The organism is Kineobactrum salinum (genome assembly GCF_010669285.1).
GTDB lineage: Bacteria > Pseudomonadota > Gammaproteobacteria > Pseudomonadales > Halieaceae > Kineobactrum > Kineobactrum salinum.
The window spans coordinates 2,987,624-3,001,795 of the sequence record NZ_CP048711.1; the positions used below are offsets into that span (position 1 = coordinate 2,987,624).

Annotated in this window: 28 protein-coding genes and 1 pseudogene; all 29 read left to right on the forward strand. The window is 58.1% G+C overall.

From position 1 onward, the window contains the following. Positions 1-103: 103 nt before the first annotated feature. Positions 104-346, forward strand: a complete 243-nt coding sequence (locus G3T16_RS13115; RefSeq protein WP_163495641.1) for a YdcH family protein — start codon at positions 104-106, stop codon at positions 344-346. Continuing rightward, positions 347-679, forward strand: coding sequence for a TraR/DksA family transcriptional regulator (locus G3T16_RS13120; RefSeq protein ID WP_163495642.1), 333 nt, complete (start codon positions 347-349; stop codon positions 677-679). Between the two features lie 129 nt (positions 680-808). Further along, entirely contained in the window at positions 809-1,120 is a 312-nt protein-coding gene (rpsJ, locus tag G3T16_RS13125) for a 30S ribosomal protein S10 (protein ID WP_163495643.1), read from the forward strand. 119 nt (positions 1,121-1,239) lie between these two features. After that, positions 1,240-1,875: a 50S ribosomal protein L3 gene (gene rplC / locus G3T16_RS13130; RefSeq protein WP_163495644.1), complete on the forward strand. Its 636-nt coding sequence runs from the start codon at positions 1,240-1,242 to the stop codon at positions 1,873-1,875. 18 nt (positions 1,876-1,893) lie between these two features. After that, positions 1,894-2,511: a 50S ribosomal protein L4 gene (gene rplD / locus G3T16_RS13135; RefSeq protein WP_163495645.1), complete on the forward strand. Its 618-nt coding sequence runs from the start codon at positions 1,894-1,896 to the stop codon at positions 2,509-2,511. Beyond that, on the forward strand, positions 2,508-2,804 hold the full coding sequence (gene rplW / locus G3T16_RS13140; RefSeq protein WP_163495646.1) for a 50S ribosomal protein L23: 297 nt from the start codon (positions 2,508-2,510) through the stop codon (positions 2,802-2,804). The genes rplD and rplW overlap by 4 nt, the downstream gene beginning before the upstream one ends. A 14-nt stretch (positions 2,805-2,818) precedes the next feature. Continuing rightward, on the forward strand, positions 2,819-3,646 hold the full coding sequence (rplB, locus tag G3T16_RS13145; RefSeq protein WP_163495647.1) for a 50S ribosomal protein L2: 828 nt from the start codon (positions 2,819-2,821) through the stop codon (positions 3,644-3,646). A 38-nt stretch (positions 3,647-3,684) separates the two neighbouring features. Then, positions 3,685-3,960, forward strand: coding sequence for a 30S ribosomal protein S19 (rpsS, locus tag G3T16_RS13150; RefSeq protein ID WP_163495648.1), 276 nt, complete (start codon positions 3,685-3,687; stop codon positions 3,958-3,960). A 28-nt stretch (positions 3,961-3,988) separates the two neighbouring features. Beyond that, on the forward strand, positions 3,989-4,327 hold the full coding sequence (rplV, locus tag G3T16_RS13155) for a 50S ribosomal protein L22 (RefSeq protein WP_163495649.1): 339 nt from the start codon (positions 3,989-3,991) through the stop codon (positions 4,325-4,327). A gap of 18 nt (positions 4,328-4,345) precedes the next feature. Then, a complete protein-coding gene (rpsC, locus tag G3T16_RS13160) occupies positions 4,346-5,017 on the forward strand; it encodes a 30S ribosomal protein S3 (RefSeq protein ID WP_163495650.1) in 672 nt (223 codons plus the stop codon). Positions 5,018-5,028: 11 nt separating this feature from the next. Continuing rightward, a complete protein-coding gene (gene rplP, locus G3T16_RS13165; protein WP_163495651.1) occupies positions 5,029-5,442 on the forward strand; it encodes a 50S ribosomal protein L16 in 414 nt (137 codons plus the stop codon). Further along, entirely contained in the window at positions 5,442-5,633 is a 192-nt protein-coding gene (gene rpmC, locus G3T16_RS13170; protein WP_163495652.1) for a 50S ribosomal protein L29, read from the forward strand. The genes rplP and rpmC overlap by 1 nt, the downstream gene beginning before the upstream one ends. A gap of 2 nt (positions 5,634-5,635) precedes the next feature. Continuing rightward, complete coding sequence (gene rpsQ / locus G3T16_RS13175; protein ID WP_197911667.1) at positions 5,636-5,902, forward strand: 30S ribosomal protein S17; 267 nt, start codon at positions 5,636-5,638, stop codon at positions 5,900-5,902. Positions 5,903-5,943: 41 nt separating this feature from the next. Next, positions 5,944-6,312 (forward strand): 50S ribosomal protein L14, encoded by a 369-nt coding sequence (rplN, locus tag G3T16_RS13180; protein WP_163495653.1) that lies wholly within the window; start codon positions 5,944-5,946, stop codon positions 6,310-6,312. 26 nt (positions 6,313-6,338) lie between these two features. Then, positions 6,339-6,653 carry a 50S ribosomal protein L24 gene (gene rplX / locus G3T16_RS13185; RefSeq protein ID WP_163495654.1) on the forward strand — a complete coding sequence of 105 codons (315 nt, stop codon included), beginning with the start codon at positions 6,339-6,341 and terminating at the stop codon, positions 6,651-6,653. 23 nt (positions 6,654-6,676) lie between these two features. After that, a complete protein-coding gene (gene rplE, locus G3T16_RS13190; protein ID WP_163495655.1) occupies positions 6,677-7,216 on the forward strand; it encodes a 50S ribosomal protein L5 in 540 nt (179 codons plus the stop codon). A gap of 12 nt (positions 7,217-7,228) precedes the next feature. Then, positions 7,229-7,533: pseudogene (gene rpsN, locus G3T16_RS13195) on the forward strand (30S ribosomal protein S14). Positions 7,534-7,548: 15 nt separating this feature from the next. After that, a complete protein-coding gene (gene rpsH / locus G3T16_RS13200; RefSeq protein WP_163495656.1) occupies positions 7,549-7,944 on the forward strand; it encodes a 30S ribosomal protein S8 in 396 nt (131 codons plus the stop codon). 27 nt (positions 7,945-7,971) lie between these two features. Continuing rightward, a complete protein-coding gene (gene rplF, locus G3T16_RS13205) occupies positions 7,972-8,499 on the forward strand; it encodes a 50S ribosomal protein L6 (protein ID WP_163495657.1) in 528 nt (175 codons plus the stop codon). Between the two features lie 10 nt (positions 8,500-8,509). Then, positions 8,510-8,860 carry a 50S ribosomal protein L18 gene (gene rplR / locus G3T16_RS13210; protein WP_163495658.1) on the forward strand — a complete coding sequence of 117 codons (351 nt, stop codon included), beginning with the start codon at positions 8,510-8,512 and terminating at the stop codon, positions 8,858-8,860. Positions 8,861-8,869: 9 nt separating this feature from the next. Next, complete coding sequence (rpsE, locus tag G3T16_RS13215) at positions 8,870-9,382, forward strand: 30S ribosomal protein S5 (protein ID WP_163495659.1); 513 nt, start codon at positions 8,870-8,872, stop codon at positions 9,380-9,382. A gap of 18 nt (positions 9,383-9,400) precedes the next feature. After that, positions 9,401-9,583, forward strand: a complete 183-nt coding sequence (gene rpmD, locus G3T16_RS13220) for a 50S ribosomal protein L30 (protein ID WP_163495660.1) — start codon at positions 9,401-9,403, stop codon at positions 9,581-9,583. Between the two features lie 15 nt (positions 9,584-9,598). Continuing rightward, positions 9,599-10,033 carry a 50S ribosomal protein L15 gene (gene rplO / locus G3T16_RS13225; RefSeq protein WP_163497098.1) on the forward strand — a complete coding sequence of 145 codons (435 nt, stop codon included), beginning with the start codon at positions 9,599-9,601 and terminating at the stop codon, positions 10,031-10,033. Further along, positions 10,034-11,356: a preprotein translocase subunit SecY gene (secY, locus tag G3T16_RS13230; RefSeq protein ID WP_163495661.1), complete on the forward strand. Its 1,323-nt coding sequence runs from the start codon at positions 10,034-10,036 to the stop codon at positions 11,354-11,356. A gap of 28 nt (positions 11,357-11,384) precedes the next feature. Beyond that, a complete protein-coding gene (gene rpmJ, locus G3T16_RS13235; RefSeq protein WP_163495662.1) occupies positions 11,385-11,501 on the forward strand; it encodes a 50S ribosomal protein L36 in 117 nt (38 codons plus the stop codon). A 157-nt stretch (positions 11,502-11,658) separates the two neighbouring features. Then, the gene (rpsM, locus tag G3T16_RS13240) at positions 11,659-12,015 is read left to right on the forward strand and encodes a 30S ribosomal protein S13 (protein WP_163495663.1); all 357 of its coding nucleotides are present in this window, start codon (positions 11,659-11,661) and stop codon (positions 12,013-12,015) included. An 80-nt stretch (positions 12,016-12,095) separates the two neighbouring features. Then, on the forward strand, positions 12,096-12,488 hold the full coding sequence (rpsK, locus tag G3T16_RS13245; RefSeq protein ID WP_163495664.1) for a 30S ribosomal protein S11: 393 nt from the start codon (positions 12,096-12,098) through the stop codon (positions 12,486-12,488). Positions 12,489-12,509: 21 nt separating this feature from the next. Next, positions 12,510-13,130 carry a 30S ribosomal protein S4 gene (rpsD, locus tag G3T16_RS13250; protein ID WP_163495665.1) on the forward strand — a complete coding sequence of 207 codons (621 nt, stop codon included), beginning with the start codon at positions 12,510-12,512 and terminating at the stop codon, positions 13,128-13,130. Positions 13,131-13,167: 37 nt separating this feature from the next. After that, positions 13,168-14,172, forward strand: a complete 1,005-nt coding sequence (locus tag G3T16_RS13255; protein WP_163495666.1) for a DNA-directed RNA polymerase subunit alpha — start codon at positions 13,168-13,170, stop codon at positions 14,170-14,172.

The following is a 14,172-nucleotide window of genomic DNA, read 5'->3' on the forward strand; positions in this document are numbered from 1 at the left end:
CACAGGGTCGTGCTGATATGGATCAAGGCGGTTCGACCGCAAAGAGCGTATGCTGGGCAGTAGTAATAGACGCACCATCCGGCGCGGCGAGGAGGCCCCCAGCATGTCTGTAGAACATCACGATCTGGTACACGAATTTCCCGAATTCCGGGAGCGTATACACAAGCTGAAAACAACTGATACCCACTTCCGCAAGCTGTTCGATGAATATCACGAACTGACCCGCAGTATCGAAAATATGGAGAATGAAGTGACGCCGGCCGCGACACGTACAGAGGAGCGCGCCAAGGTGCAGCGGCTGCACCTTAAGGACGCACTCTACTGCATGCTCAATGCAGTTGAATAAATGAAGGAGACCAGCACCGTGACCAATGCCGCGCTGAAGCGCCAGCTTGAGGAAAAACTCGCGAGATTGCAGGAGCGCCTGGAGCGAATCCGGCGGGACATTGGCAAAGAGCACTCGCTGGATGCCGCCGAGCAGGCGCAGGAGCGCGAGAACGATGAGGTGGTGGACGCCATCGGGGTGGAGACCGCGCAGTCGCTGCGGGAGGTACAGGCCGCCCTGGCCCGGCTGGAAGCCGGCAGCTACGGAATCTGCGAGCGCTGCGGCGAGGAAATCGCCCCGGCGAGGCTGGCGGTGCTGCCGGAAGCAGTGCTTTGTGTCAACTGTGCCGCCTGACCCGCCGGGGATCCAAAATATATCGCAGGGCGTGCTTGACAGGATGTTGCCCGCTCTTTAGAATTCGCGTTCCTTTTTCGGGGGGCTCCTTTGCGGACCCCTGGTTTTTTATTGGCTGGAGTTAGACTGGTGCAGAGTCAGCGCATTCGAATTCGTCTCAAGGCTTTTGATCATCGCCTGATAGATACATCTACTCAGGAGATCGTGGAAACGGCGCGCCGTACCGGTGCCCAGGTCAAAGGCCCCATCCCCCTCCCCACCCGGAAGGAAAAGTTCACCGTGCTGGTTTCTCCGCACGTAAATAAAGATGCGCGTGACCAGTACGAAATTCGTACCCACAAGCGTCTGTTGGACATCGTGGAGCCTACAGAGAAAACTGTAGACGCCCTGATGAAGTTGGACCTGGCAGCAGGTGTCGAAGTACAGATCAGTCTTGGTTAACTACAACTAGTAGCAAGACCTGCTTGGGGCAGGAGTCCCGAGTGTGTAACGCCCAGCACTGTCACAGACAGGCGGGGCGGCCATAGAGGGTAAGCCCCGTACACTGAGAGGTTAGCATAATGACTATTGGCTTAGTCGGCCGTAAGTCCGGTATGACTCGCGTTTTTACCGAGGACGGCATATCCATTCCAGTAACCGTAGTGGAGGTAGCTCCAAACCGCGTTACTCAGATCAAAGAGCTCGATAGCGATGGCTATCGCGCAATCCAGGTCACCGCGGGCAGCCGCAAGGCCTCGAAAGTGAGTAAATCAGCGGCCGGACATTTCGCCAAGGCGGGTGTCGAAGCGGGCCTCGGTCTGTGGGAATTTCGGCTGGCAGAGGCTGATGAGGCCCCGTCGATCGGCTCCGAGTTGACTGTCGAGCGTTTCGAGGTTGGACAGAAGGTCGATGTTGCCGGCAAATCCAAGGGCAAGGGCTTCCAGGGCGTAATCAAGCGCTGGAATTTCTCGATGCAGGATGCCACTCACGGCAACTCCCTGTCGCACCGCGCTCCGGGTTCCATCGGGCAGTGCCAGACGCCTGGCCGTGTCTTCAAGGGCAAGAAAATGTCCGGGCACATGGGCGCTGAGAGCGTCACCACCCAGGGGCTGGAAATCGTCCGGGTCGATGTTGAGCGCAATTTGCTGCTCATCAAGGGCGCGGTACCCGGTGCACCCGGCGGAGACGTTATCGTACGTCCCGCAGTCAAGGCTTAAGGTTAGGGGGTCTCTAACGTGGAATTGAGTGTAGTGAAGCCGGGTAACGCTGCAGCGGGTACAGTATCCGTTTCCGATGTTGCCTTTGCGCGCGAATACAACGAGGACCTGGTTCACCAGGTTGTTACTGCCTATCTGGCCGGTGCCCGTCAGGGTACTCGCGCTCAGAAGAACCGCGCTGCGGTCAGGGGCGGTGGCAAGAAGCCCTGGCGCCAGAAGGGCACCGGCCGTGCCCGGGCAGGGACCATTCGTTCCCCCATCTGGCGCAGCGGCGGGGTGACCTTTGCTGCCCAGCCCCAGGATCACTCGCAGAAGGTCAATCGCAAGATGTACCGGGCCGCGATGCGCTCCATCATGTCGGAGCTGGCGCGCCAGGATCGACTGATAGTAGTGGAAAGCCTCGATATCGAGGCGCCGAAGACCAGGTTGCTGGCACAGCAGCTGGGCGAATACGGCCTCGATAACGTGCTGATCGTGACGTCAGAGCTGGGCGAAAACCTGTATCTGGCCGCACGTAACCTGCACAAGGTAGATGTGCGCGATGTGGATGGCGTCGATCCGGTGAGCCTGGTCGCCTATGACAAGGTCATGGTTACAGTGGACGCGGTCAAGAAAATTGAGGAGATGCTGGCATGAACCAGGAGCGCATTTTCCAGGTGTTGCTCGCCCCGCACGTATCCGAAAAGGCGGCGGTGCTGGCAGACAGCAACAACCAGTACGTGTTCAAGGTGGCTGTGGACGCCTCCAAGGCGGAGATCAAGAAGTCGGTCGAGCAGCTGTTCAAGGTCAAGGTGGACGCAGTCCAGACCCTGAAAGTAAAAGGCAAGGTCAAGCGCAATCGCTATGGCCTCAGTGCCAAGTCGACCTGGAAGAAGGCATACGTGCGCCTGGAGCAGGGTCAGGACATCGACTTTGCCGTGGCTGAGTAAGGAGTAGGTTCAAGATGGCAGTTCTGACAAGCAAACCCACTTCGCCCGGCCGTCGTCATGTCGTCCGCGTACACAGCGAGGGCCTGCACAAGGGTGATCCCTATGCGCCACTGCTGGAGCGGCAGACCCGCAATGGCGGCCGCAACAACAATGGCCGGATCACAACCCGGCACATTGGCGGTGGCCACAAGCAGCACTACCGGATTATCGATTTCAAGCGCGCCAAGGACGGGATTCCCGCCAAGGTGGAACGCATTGAATACGACCCGAACCGCACCGCCCATATTGCGCTGCTGTTGTTCGCCGATGGCGAACGCCGCTACATCATCGCCCCCAAGGGGGTGAAGGCCGGTGATACACTGCTGTCCGGTTCCGCGGCCTCGATCAAGACGGGCAACTGTTTGCCGCTGCGCAATATCCCTGTGGGTTCAGTGATTCACGCAGTGGAAATGAAGCCCGGGAAAGGGGCGCAGATTGCACGCTCCGCCGGTGCCTCGGTGCAGCTGGTGGCGCGGGAAGGGCAGTATGCCACGCTGCGTCTGCGTTCAGGTGAGATGCGCAAGGTGCTGTCCGACTGTCGCGCCACGCTGGGCGAGGTGTCGAATTCCGAACACAGCTTGCGCAAGCTGGGCAAGGCAGGTGCCGCGCGCTGGCGCGGGGTCAGGCCCACCGTTCGCGGTGTGGCGATGAACCCGGTAGATCACCCGCATGGCGGTGGTGAAGGTCGTACCTCCGGTGGTCGTCATCCGGTCAGTCCCTGGGGTACGCCTACCAAGGGTTACAAGACTCGCTCGAACAAGCGCACGGACCGCCTGATTGTGCGCCGTCGTGGCAAGAAGTAAGTTCGGTCGATAGAGCCAAGAGATTAGAGGAAGAAATAGTGCCGCGTTCACTGAAGAAAGGTCCCTTTATCGACCTTCACCTGGTAAAGAAGGTTGAAGCAGCGATTGAAAGCAACGATCGTCGTCCGATCAAGACCTGGTCGCGTCGTTCCATGGTGTCGCCCGACATGGTTGGCTTGACGATTGCCATTCACAATGGTCGTCAGCACGTCCCGGTGCTGATCAACGAAGACATGGTTGGTCACAAGCTGGGTGAATTTGCGGCAACCCGCACGTTCAAGGGCCATATTGTGGACAAGAAGGCGAAGCGCTAGGCGCGGGTCTATAGCGAGGTTTAGGAAAATGGAAGTTGCAGCAAGACTTAAAGGCGCGCGAATTTCGGCGCAGAAGGCCCGGCTGGTCGCAGACCAGGTGCGTGGCAAGCCTGTTGAAGAAGCGCTGAGCCTGCTGGAGTACAGCCCCAAGAAGGCGGCCCATCTCGTCAAGAAGATTCTTGACTCTGCGATTGCCAATGCGGAGAACAATGAGGGCGCGGACGTCGACGAATTGAAGGTGTCCACTATTTTCGTGGATGAAGGCACTACCATGAAGCGCCTTCGCCCACGGGCCAAGGGTCGTGCGGATCGTATATTCAAGCGCTCCTGCCATATCACGGTTAAAGTTGCAGACAGCGAAGGCTAAGGTTCAGGAGAAGACCAAATGGGTCAGAAAGTACATCCAGTCGGCATACGGTTAGGCATCGTCAAGGATCACAATTCGATCTGGTATGCCGATAGCAAGAATTATGCGAAGACGCTGATTGCCGATCTCGAGGTGCGCAAGTACATCGAGAAGGCGCTGGAGCATGCCTCCGTCAGCCGTATCGTTATCGAGCGTCCCGCCCAGACCGCGCGTATCACCATCCACACGGCGCGCCCCGGTATCGTTATCGGCAAGAAGGGTGAGGATGTCGATGGCCTGCGCAAAAAGCTGGCCGCGAAGATGGGTGTACCGGTGCACATCAATATCGAGGAAATCCGCAAGCCGGATCTCGATGCCAAGCTGGTGGCGCAGAATGTCGCGCAACAGCTGGAGCGCCGGGTGATGTTCCGCCGCGCGATGAAGCGGGTGGTGCAGAATGCCATGCGCCAGGGCGCAGAGGGCATCAAGATCCAGGTGGGCGGCCGTCTTGGCGGTGCCGAGATTGCGCGCAGCGAATGGTATCGGGAAGGCCGTGTGCCACTGCACACACTGCGCGCCGACATTGATTACGCGACCTACGAGGCGGTGACCACCTACGGCATTATCGGGGTCAAGGTGTGGATATTCAAAGGCGAGGTGATTGGCGCCGGCGACCAATCCGACAGCGCCAAGAAGACAGCAACTAATTAAGGGTTACGCAGATGCTTCAACCAAAGCGTACAAAGTTTCGCAAAATGATGAAGGGCCGCAACCGCGGCCTGGCCGAGCGTGGCAGCAAGGTCAGCTTCGGCGAATTCGGTTTGAAAGCGATCGGGCGCGGCCGTATCACCGCGCGCCAGATCGAGGCGGCCCGTCGCGCAATGACCCGCCACATCAAGCGCGGTGGAAAAATCTGGATTCGCATCTTTCCGGACAAGCCCATCACTGGCAAGCCGCTGGAAGTGCGGCAGGGCAAGGGCAAGGGCAACGTCGAGTACTGGGTGGCCCAGGTTCAGCCCGGCAAGGTGCTGTATGAAGTGCAGGGTGTTTCCGAGGAGTTGGCTCGTGAGGCATTTGCGCTTGCCGCGGCCAAGATTCCAGTGGAAACAACATTTGTTAAACGGTCGGTGATGTGATGAAAGGTAGCGAATTGCGTGATAAGTCCGATGAGGACCTGAACAAGCAGCTGCTCACCCTGCGTGAGGAGCAGTTCAAGCTGCGCATGCAGAAGTCCACTGGTCAGCTCGGGCAGACTCACCTGCTCCAGCAGAACCAGCGCGACATCGCACGCGTCAAGACTGTACTGAGAGAAAAGGCGGGTAACTGAGCATGTCAGGTGCAGAGAAACGTGTACGTACTGCAACCGGTAAGGTTGTCAGCAACAAGATGGACAAGACGATCACTGTGCTGATCGAGCGTCGGGTGAAGCACCCGGTGTATGGCAAGTACATCACTCGCTCGTCCAAGATCCACGCCCATGATGAAGACAACTCATGTGGTATTGGTGATACGGTCAAGGTTACTGAGTCGCGCCCGATTTCCAAGAGCAAGACCTGGAAATTGCTGGAAGTGGTAGAAAGCGCCCCGCAGGTTTAAGCGCAGGATTTTGCGACAACAGTCGCAGTTTGGAGTAGAGCATGATTCAGACAGAGTCGTATTTGGAAGTTGCTGACAACAGCGGCGCCCGCCGGGTGATGTGTATCAAGGTACTGGGCGGCTCCAAGCGCCGCTATGCACGTGTCGGGGACCTGATCAAGGTTACTGTCAAGGAAGCCATTCCCCGCGGCAAGGTCAAGAAGGGCCAGGTGATGACTGCCGTGGTGGTGCGGACTCGCAAAGGTGTGCGCCGGGCCGACGGGTCACTCATCAAGTTTGACGATAACGCCGCTGTGCTGCTCAACACCCAGCAGGCGCCGATCGGCACCCGTATATTTGGCCCCGTGACTCGCGAGTTGCGCGGTGAAAAGTTCATGAAGATTATTTCTCTGGCTCCGGAAGTTATCTGATCCGGCCAGCAGGGAGAGGAAGGAAAATGTCCAAGATCAAGCGCGATGACGAAGTGATTATCCTGGCCGGCAAGGACAAGGGTAAGCGCGGCAAGGTTCGCAAGGTGCTCGCAGACAACCGCGTGGTCGTCAGTGGCATCAATATGGTGAAGAAGCACACCCGGCCCAATCCGCAGATGGGCGTGGCTGGCGGCATTGTAGAGCGTGAGGCCCCGATCCAGGTGTCCAATGTCGCGATCTACAATCCGGCCACCAGCAAGGCCGACCGTGTTGGTTTCAAGGTGGAAGGGGATGCCAAACAGCGTATCTTCAAATCCAGTGGCGAGGCGATAGACGCCTGAGTCGGGGGTCAAGGGTAAAAGACATGGCAACGTTGAAAGACAAATACAGGACCGAGATTGCTCCGCGTTTGAAGGAAGAGCTGGGTCTGGACAATGTGATGGAGATCCCGCGCATTACCAAGATCACCCTGAACATGGGTGTGGGTGAGGCGGTTGGCGACAAAAAGGTGCTCGAAAGTGCGGTTGGCGACATGCAGAAGATCTCTGGCCAGAAGCCGGTAGTGACACTCGCGCGCAAGTCCATCGCCGGGTTCAAGATTCGCGATGGCTGGCCCATTGGCTGCAAGGTGACCCTGCGCGCGGACCGGATGTACGAGTTTCTTGAGCGCCTGGTCAGCATCGCCATTCCCCGGATACGGGATTTCCGCGGCGTCAGCCCGAAGTCCTTTGACGGTCGTGGCAACTTTGCGATGGGCGTCAGTGAACAGATTATCTTTCCGGAGATCGAGTACGACCAGGTGGACGCGTTGCGCGGTATGGACATCACCATCACCACCACCGCTCGCACGGATGATGAAGGTCGCGCGCTGTTGCGTGCATTCAACTTCCCCCTGAAAGCTTAAGAGGCATATTTAATGGCTAAGAAATCGATGGTCGCACGGGAAAAGAAGCGTGCTCTTCTGGTAGTGAAATATGCCGGCAAAAGAGCCGCCCTCAAGGCCGTTCTGAGTGATGTGGACGCGTCTGACGATGCCAAGTGGGACGCCCAGATCGCGCTGCAGAAATTGCCTCGTGATGCGAGCCCGGTTCGCAAGCAGCGTCGCTGCCAGGTAACTGGCCGCCCCATGGCGTGTATCGGAAGTTTGGCCTGTGCCGCAACAAGCTGCGGGAAGCGGCGATGCGCGGTGATGTACCTGGTCTGGTTAAAGCCAGCTGGTAACGGAGAGATTCAAAAATGAGTATGCAAGATCCGCTGTCAGATATGCTGACCCGTATTCGCAACGCCCAGATGGCGGGAAAAACCCGCGTCGAGATGCCAGGTTCCAAGCTCAAGGCGGCCGTTGCCCAAGTGTTGAAGGAAGAAGGCTATGTTGGCGAATTCGCCGCAGCTTCCGAGAACGGCAAGCCCCGCTTGAGCATTGAGCTCAAGTACTATGAGGGCAAGCCTGTCATCGCCGAGATAGACCGGGTCAGTCGTCCGAGTCTGCGCCGTTATGCGGCCAAGGGCGAGGTGCCAACGGTACGTGGTGGTCTCGGGGTGGCGATTGTTTCCACCTCCAAGGGTGTGATGACTGACCGTGCCGCCCGTGCCGCGGGTGTTGGTGGCGAAGTGCTCTGCACCGTTTTTTAGGAATTATTGAATTGAAGGGCATTTAGCATGTCTAGAGTCGCGAAAAATCCGGTACCACTGCCCAAGGGTGTGGAAGTTACGCTCAATGGCCGGGATATAACCGTCAAGGGCGGGATGGGCACGCTGGCGTTTGTGCTCGGCGAGGGTGTCGACATCAAGCAGGAAGATGGCGTGCTCAACGTCGCCTATGCCAATGAAAAGGTCCGGGCGCTCGCCGGGACCACACGGGCGCTGGTAAACAACATGGTCCACGGCGTCAGCAAGGGCTGGGAGAAACGGTTGCTGCTCAACGGTGTTGGCTATCGGGCCAAGGCTGACGGCAAGACCATCAACCTTACGGTGGGGTTGTCGCATCCGGTGGATTATCAGCTGCCGGAAGGCGTCAGTGCAGAAACACCGACCCAGACCGAAATCGTGTTAAAGGGTATCGACAAGCAGGCTGTTGGCCAGGCGGCTGCCAAGATTCGCAGCTTCCGTCCGCCGGAGCCTTACAAGGGTAAGGGCATTCGTTACGCCGATGAAAATGTTCGCCGTAAAGAAGCCAAGAAGAAGTAGGTAGGTTGAGATGAGTGCTAAGAATGAATCAAGGTTGCGCCGTGCACGCCGTGCCCGCAATCGCATGCGTGAACTCGGTGTCAACCGTCTGAGCGTGCACCGTACTCCACGGCACATATATGCCCAGGTAATTACGGCTGCGGGTGACCGCGTACTGGCCAGTGCATCGACGCTGGACAGCAGTCTCCGCAGCGGCAGCACCGGCAATGCGGAAGCAGCTGCGGCAGTGGGCAAGCTGGTCGCCGAACGCGCCCGGGCTGTCGGAGTGGAAAAAGTCGCATTTGATCGCGGCGGCTACAAGTACCACGGACGTGTCAAGGCGCTGGCCGATGCCGCCCGTGAAACCGGACTGGAATTCTAGGGTAGAGTTATGGCGTTTAACGATCAGAAAAAGCAGCAGCAGGACGGCGACCTCCAGGAAAAGCTGGTGCAGGTCAACCGGGTTGCCAAGGTGGTAAAGGGTGGCCGTATTTTTGGCTTTACCGCACTGACTGTGGTCGGCGATGGTAAAGGCAAGGTCGGTTTCGGCCGCGGCAAGGCGCGGGAAGTGCCGGTTGCGATCCAGAAGGCCATGGAAGCTGCCCGCCGCAACATGATCCAGGTGGAGCTGAGCAATGGCACCATCCAGTATCCGGTCAAGGCAAACCACGGCGCGTCCAAGGTCTATATGCAACCGGCCTCCGAGGGTACCGGTGTTATTGCCGGCGGCGCGATGCGTGCGGTTCTCGAGATCGCAGGGGTGCACAATGTGTTGGCAAAATGCTACGGCTCAACCAACCCGGTCAATGTAGTACGCGCGACGTTCAATGGGCTGCGGGACATGGTTTCGCCGGACGATGTCGCGGCCAAGCGCGGCAAGACCGTTGAAGAAATTCTGAACTAATTACTGGATTGGCTAGTCATGGCTAAAGCAACTATCAAGGTTACGCAGATCAAGAGCAAACATGGTCGCCTGAAGAACCACCGGGCCTGTATTGCTGGCCTGGGGCTGCGGCGTATCGGTCACACCGTGGAGGTTGAAGACACGCCCTCGGTACGTGGCATGATCAACAAAGTGAACTACCTGGTTCGGATCGAGGAGTAAATCATGTCAGAAGATATGCGACTGAACACCCTGAGCCCGGCGCCAGGTTCCCGCCAGGACGCCAAGCGCGTCGGCCGGGGTATCGGCAGTGGTCTGGGCAAGACTGCGGGCCGGGGCCACAAGGGCCAGAAATCCCGTTCAGGCGGTAAGGTACGGCCAGGTTTCGAGGGCGGCCAGATGCCGCTGCAGAAGCGACTGCCGAAGTACGGCTTTAGCTCGCGTGTTTCCCGTACCACTGCCCAGGTTCGCCTGGGCGAACTCAATGCCGTGGCGGCTGAGGTGATCGACCTGGAGGCGCTCAAGGAAGCAGATCTTGTTCGTCAGGATGTCCTGCGTGCACGTGTTTTTCTGTCGGGCGAGCTGGGCAAGGCTGTTACGGTCAAAGGTCTGGCGGTCACCAAGGGTGCCCGCGAAGCGATAGAGCAGGCCGGTGGGAAAGTAGAGGAATAAATGGCAACAGCTCAGCTGCCCGCAGCGAAGAAGGCCGGACTGGGCGAGCTTTTTGCTCGCCTTCGTTTTGTGCTGATGGCGATTATCGTGTATCGCATCGGTACGCACATACCGGTGCCGGGAATAGATCCGGCGCAGTTGGCCGCCCTGTTCAACCAGAACCAGGGGACTATTCTGGGCCTGGCGAACATGTTTTCGGGTGGCGCTCTAGAGCGCATGAGTATTCTCGCGCTGGGTATCATGCCGTACATTTCTGCGTCCATTATCATGCAGTTGATGTCGGCGGTGACACCGCAGCTGGAGCAGTTGAAGAAGGAGGGTGAGTCCGGGCGGCGCAAGATCAGCCAGTATACCCGCTACCTGACAGTGGTGCTGGCCATCATCCAGGCTACCGGCATGACGGTAGGGATGGCCAACCAGGGCATGTCATATGACACCTCGGTGGTGTTCTTTGTCATTGCGATTACGTCCCTGGTGACCGGCGCGGTATTCATGATGTGGCTGGGTGAACAGATTACCGAGAAGGGCGTGGGCAATGGCATTTCACTGCTGATTTTCGCCGGGATTGTCGCGGGCCTGCCGTCCGCGATCGGCCAGTCGCTGGAGCAGGCCAGGCAGGGTGAGCTCAACATCCTGATCCTCCTGTTCATGCTGGCGCTGGCAATAGCCGTGATCTACATGATCGTATTTATCGAGCGCGGCCAGCGGCGGATCACCGTGAACTATGCCAAGCGCCAGCAGGGGCGCAAGATGATGCAGGCCCAGAGCTCGCACCTGCCGCTGAAAGTGAACATGGCGGGTGTGATTCCGGCCATTTTCGCAAGCAGTATCCTGCTGTTCCCGGCCTCGATTGCGCAGTGGTTCGGCTCCAGCGGCTCGGCGGACTGGCTGCAGGATCTGGCGCTGGCCATTGGGCCGGGCCAGCCGCTGAACATTTTGTTGTTCACTGCGTTTATCGTGTTTTTCTGCTTTTTCTACACGGCGTTGATGTTCAACCCGCAGGAAGTGGCAGACAACCTGAAGCGTTCCGGCGCATTTGTTCCCGGGATACGTCCTGGTCAGCAGACCGCCAATTATATCGATGGCGTACTGACCCGGTTGACAGTGTTTGGTTCTGCCTATATTGCATTGGTGTGTCTGATGCCGCAGTTCCTGGTAGTGATGTGGAATGTGCCCTTCTATCTGGGCGGCACCTCCCTGCTGATCGTGGTGGTAGTGGTGATGGACTTCATGGCTCAAGTACAGAGCCACATGATGTCTCACCAGTACGATTCGGTGATGAAAAAAGCGAAGTTGAACACCTATGGTGGTTCCGGACGCTGACAGGCGGCCGGTCATTGGAGATAAAGAAATGAAAGTACGTGCATCAGTTAAAAAGGTCTGCAGGAACTGCAAGGTCGTGCGCCGCAACAGTGTGGTGCGCGTCATTTGCAAGACCGACCCCCGGCACAAGCAGCGCCAGGGCTGAGTCCGCAGCTCAAACACTATTGACTGTTGATTTTTAGTAAACATATCGCTAGAATGCTGCGCCTTTCGCGCCGCGCCCCCTGTGCCGGGTTGGCAAGCGGGCCCGGACGTGTTCGTTCAGCCCACAGCGACGACTAAGAGTATTTGGAGAGAGTTGGATGGCTCGTATTGCCGGCGTCAACGTACCTGATAACAAGCATACTGTTATCGCCTTGACCTACATTTACGGCGTGGGGCGCACCCAGGCCAAAAAGCTGTGCGCTAATTCTGGTGTCGCTGAGAACGTCAAGATTGGCGAGCTCGACGAAGAGCAGATGAACACCTTGCGTGACAAGGTGGGTGAGTTGACGGTCGAAGGTGATTTGCGCCGGGAAGTGTCGATGAACATCAAGCGCCTGATGGATCTGGGTTGCAACCGGGGCTTGCGTCATCGCCGCAGCCTGCCGCTGCGCGGCCAGCGCACCAAGACCAATGCCCGTACCCGTAAAGGTCCGCGCAAGCCGATTCGCAAGTAAAGCAGGCGCTTTGCATCGCGAATCCTTTTTAGTGTAGCTGCACAGCAGTGCAGTGTTGATATTAAAGCAGGAAAGACAACATGGCCAAGCCAAGTGCCAAGAGCACTCGCAAGAAGATCACCAAGACCGTGGTAGACGGGATCGCCCACGTCCACGCGTCTTTCAACAACACGATTATTACCATTACTGATCGCCAGGGCAATACCCTGAGCTGGGCCACTTCCGGCGGTTCCGGTTTCCGGGGTTCGCGCAAGAGCACCCCGTTCGCGGCCCAGGTGGCGGCGGAGCGTGCAGGCGAGGCGGCCAAGGAATACGGTCTGAAGAACCTCGACGTCCAGGTGAAAGGTCCCGGGCCCGGTCGCGAGTCGGCGGTACGCGCGCTCAATTCCTGCGGCTACAAGATCAGCAACATCACTGACGTGACGCCGATCCCCCATAATGGCTGCCGTCCGCCCAAGAAACGTCGCGTATAAAGGCTTACAGGAAGAATTGACATGGCTCGATATATTGGACCCAAGTGCAAGCTTTCCCGTCGTGAAGGAACCGATCTGTTCCTGAAGAGCGGTGTGCGCGCGCTGGAAAGCAAATGCAAACCGGAATCTGTGCCAGGACAACACGGCGCACGTCGTGGCCGGCTGTCGGATTACGGCGTGCAGTTGCGCGAAAAGCAAAAGGTGCGTCGTATCTATGGCATCCTGGAGAAGCAGTTCCGCAACTATTACAAGGAAGCCGCACGGCTCAAGGGTGCTACTGGCGAGAACCTGCTGCAGCTGCTCGAAAGCAGGCTGGACAACGTGGTCTACCGCATGGGTTTCGGCTCCACCCGCGCAGAAGCGCGGCAACTGGTGACCCACAAGGGCATCCTGGTCAATGGAGCCGTGGTCAATGTGCCCTCCTATCAGGTAGCGGCCGGCGACATCATTTCCCTGCGGGAAAAGGCAAAGAAGCAGCTGCGGGTCCAGTCGGCGTTGGCGCTGGCGGCACAGCGCGGTGATCCCGAGTGGATCGAATTCAATAGCGATAAGCTGGAAGGAGTGTTCAAGTCTGTTCCTGAGCGTCAGGATCTGTCGTCCGAGATCAATGAAAACCTGATCGTGGAACTGTACTCCAAGTAATCCGACTTAGGACTAACCTACCAATACAGGTGCCAGAATGCAGACTGCAGTAAACGAATTTTTGACTCCGCGTGTAATCAATGTCGAAGAGAAGACCAGTACGCGCGCCCAGGTCACCCTGGAGCCTCTGGAGCGTGGTTTCGGTCACACCCTGGGCAACGCCCTGCGTCGCATACTGCTGTCTTCCATGCCCGGCTGCGCGATCATTGAAGTAGAGATAGAGGGTGTCCTGCACGAGTACGGTGCGATTGAGGGCGTGCAGGAAGACGTTATCGAGATCCTGCTCAACCTCAAGGGCGTAGCACTGGTCATGAACGGCAAGGACGAGGCCGAACTCGCCCTGATCAAGAAAGGCCCTGGCCCGGTGACCGCCGGTGATATCCAGGTCGATCACGATATTGAGATCCGCAACCCTGAACATATTATCTGCCACCTGAACGGCAGCTCGGATATCAGCATGAAGCTGACCGTGGCGCGTGGGCGCGGCTATTCGCCGGCTGACTCTCGCGAGAATCCGGAAGAGGAGACCCGTTCCATTGGCCGCCTGCACCTGGATGCCACATTTTCACCCATCAGCCGGGTGTCCTACGTGGTTGAAGCGGCCCGCGTCGAGCAGCGTACTGACCTGGACAAGCTGATCCTGGATCTGGAGACCAACGGTACCATCGATCCCGAAGAAGCCATTCGCCGCGCCGCCACGATCCTGCAACAGCAGCTCGCCGTATTTGTTGACCTGGAGAGCGAGAGCGAATCCGAGTCGGTGGTCGAGGAGGACGAAGTCGATCCGATTCTGCTGCGTCCGGTGGACGACCTGGAGCTGACGGTACGTTCCGCCAACTGTCTGAAGGCGGAGAATATTTACTACATCGGTGATCTGGTTCAACGCACGGAGGTCGAGCTGTTGAAGACCCCGAACCTGGGCAAGAAATCACTGACCGAAATCAAAGACGTCCTGGCGTCCCGCGGCTTGTCGCTGGGTATGCGCCTGGACAACTGGCCTCCAGCCAGCCTCAGAAACGACGACCGGGTGTTGAGCCTTTAA

What these genes read in the sequence shown, in the direction of transcription:
- rpmC (WP_163495652.1), top strand. Translation starts at nt 5,442, where the DNA reads ATGAAAGGTAGCGAATTGCGTGATAAGTCCGATGAGGACCTGAACAAG.
- rpmJ (WP_163495662.1), top strand. Translation starts at nt 11,385, where the DNA reads ATGAAAGTACGTGCATCAGTTAAAAAGGTCTGCAGGAACTGCAAGGTC.
- rpsE (WP_163495659.1), top strand. Translation starts at nt 8,870, where the DNA reads ATGGCGTTTAACGATCAGAAAAAGCAGCAGCAGGACGGCGACCTCCAG.
- rplF (WP_163495657.1), top strand. Translation starts at nt 7,972, where the DNA reads ATGTCTAGAGTCGCGAAAAATCCGGTACCACTGCCCAAGGGTGTGGAA.
- rplE (WP_163495655.1), top strand. Translation starts at nt 6,677, where the DNA reads ATGGCAACGTTGAAAGACAAATACAGGACCGAGATTGCTCCGCGTTTG.
- rplR (WP_163495658.1), top strand. Translation starts at nt 8,510, where the DNA reads ATGAGTGCTAAGAATGAATCAAGGTTGCGCCGTGCACGCCGTGCCCGC.
- rplX (WP_163495654.1), top strand. Translation starts at nt 6,339, where the DNA reads ATGTCCAAGATCAAGCGCGATGACGAAGTGATTATCCTGGCCGGCAAG.
- G3T16_RS13255 (WP_163495666.1), top strand. Translation starts at nt 13,168, where the DNA reads ATGCAGACTGCAGTAAACGAATTTTTGACTCCGCGTGTAATCAATGTC.
- rplN (WP_163495653.1), top strand. Translation starts at nt 5,944, where the DNA reads ATGATTCAGACAGAGTCGTATTTGGAAGTTGCTGACAACAGCGGCGCC.
- rplC (WP_163495644.1), top strand. Translation starts at nt 1,240, where the DNA reads ATGACTATTGGCTTAGTCGGCCGTAAGTCCGGTATGACTCGCGTTTTT.
- rpsD (WP_163495665.1), top strand. Translation starts at nt 12,510, where the DNA reads ATGGCTCGATATATTGGACCCAAGTGCAAGCTTTCCCGTCGTGAAGGA.
- rplV (WP_163495649.1), top strand. Translation starts at nt 3,989, where the DNA reads ATGGAAGTTGCAGCAAGACTTAAAGGCGCGCGAATTTCGGCGCAGAAG.
- rpsH (WP_163495656.1), top strand. Translation starts at nt 7,549, where the DNA reads ATGAGTATGCAAGATCCGCTGTCAGATATGCTGACCCGTATTCGCAAC.
- rpsM (WP_163495663.1), top strand. Translation starts at nt 11,659, where the DNA reads ATGGCTCGTATTGCCGGCGTCAACGTACCTGATAACAAGCATACTGTT.
- rpmD (WP_163495660.1), top strand. Translation starts at nt 9,401, where the DNA reads ATGGCTAAAGCAACTATCAAGGTTACGCAGATCAAGAGCAAACATGGT.
- G3T16_RS13120 (WP_163495642.1), top strand. Translation starts at nt 347, where the DNA reads ATGAAGGAGACCAGCACCGTGACCAATGCCGCGCTGAAGCGCCAGCTT.
- rpsC (WP_163495650.1), top strand. Translation starts at nt 4,346, where the DNA reads ATGGGTCAGAAAGTACATCCAGTCGGCATACGGTTAGGCATCGTCAAG.
- G3T16_RS13115 (WP_163495641.1), top strand. Translation starts at nt 104, where the DNA reads ATGTCTGTAGAACATCACGATCTGGTACACGAATTTCCCGAATTCCGG.
- rplP (WP_163495651.1), top strand. Translation starts at nt 5,029, where the DNA reads ATGCTTCAACCAAAGCGTACAAAGTTTCGCAAAATGATGAAGGGCCGC.
- secY (WP_163495661.1), top strand. Translation starts at nt 10,034, where the DNA reads ATGGCAACAGCTCAGCTGCCCGCAGCGAAGAAGGCCGGACTGGGCGAG.
- rplW (WP_163495646.1), top strand. Translation starts at nt 2,508, where the DNA reads ATGAACCAGGAGCGCATTTTCCAGGTGTTGCTCGCCCCGCACGTATCC.
- rplB (WP_163495647.1), top strand. Translation starts at nt 2,819, where the DNA reads ATGGCAGTTCTGACAAGCAAACCCACTTCGCCCGGCCGTCGTCATGTC.
- rplO (WP_163497098.1), top strand. Translation starts at nt 9,599, where the DNA reads ATGCGACTGAACACCCTGAGCCCGGCGCCAGGTTCCCGCCAGGACGCC.
- rpsQ (WP_197911667.1), top strand. Translation starts at nt 5,636, where the DNA reads ATGTCAGGTGCAGAGAAACGTGTACGTACTGCAACCGGTAAGGTTGTC.
- rpsK (WP_163495664.1), top strand. Translation starts at nt 12,096, where the DNA reads ATGGCCAAGCCAAGTGCCAAGAGCACTCGCAAGAAGATCACCAAGACC.